Source organism: Thiolapillus sp., from assembly GCF_048562965.1.
Lineage (GTDB): Bacteria > Pseudomonadota > Gammaproteobacteria > Chromatiales > Chromatiaceae > Thiolapillus > Thiolapillus brandeum_A.
Genome location: NZ_JBHNMF010001427.1, coordinates 1 through 629, shown reverse-complemented (window position 1 = coordinate 629; position 629 = coordinate 1). Strand labels below are relative to the sequence as shown.

The following is a 629-nucleotide window of genomic DNA, read 5'->3' as shown; positions in this document are numbered from 1 at the left end:
GTTTGAGAGGCGGGCCTTTCACCCACTTGGAAAGCACACAGCTTTCAGGACGCACGCCCGGAAATTTCACCGCCCCACTGGAAATAGGCCTCTTTTTGTTGCATAAAATAAGGGTTACCAATCACTTACCAGCAACAAAACAAAGAAGCCTATGAATACAGAGTGTAAACCGGAACAGTTGGAATTTCAGTCCCTGGGTCGGCGCGAGGTGATCGGTCGTTTTGACGGCGGGCGAATCACTTCGGACGGTGGCGGATTTCTGCTGCGCGAGGTGGATCAGCGTATCGGCCTGCTGGATCGCCTGGCCGCTTGCTTCACCGATCACCGCAACCCCGAGAGCATCGAACACAGCGTGCGGGATCTGGTGGCCCAGCGGGTATATGGTTTGGCGCTGGGCTACGAAGATTTGAACGACCACGATGATTTGCGCAAGGACAGCACTCTCGCCTTGCTGGTGGGCAAGCGGGACCTGACCGGAGAGCGGCGGGTGCGCGAGCAGGATCGGGGGAACCCGCTGGCCGCTTCGAGCACGCTCAACCGTCTGGAGTTGGGCATACCGAAATCGGCTATATCAGACCGTTACAAGCGGATTGCCGCGGATAATGAAGCAATGGATCGACTGCTGGTCG

1 protein-coding gene is annotated in these 629 nt (G+C 57.2%); it reads left to right on the top strand.

The window, feature by feature from the left end; all coding sequences use genetic code 11:
- Positions 1–151: 151 nt before the first annotated feature.
- Positions 152–629: transposase (locus tag ACOCD2_RS24745; RefSeq protein WP_419626337.1), on the top strand; the 478-nt coding region annotated here is incomplete at its 3' end.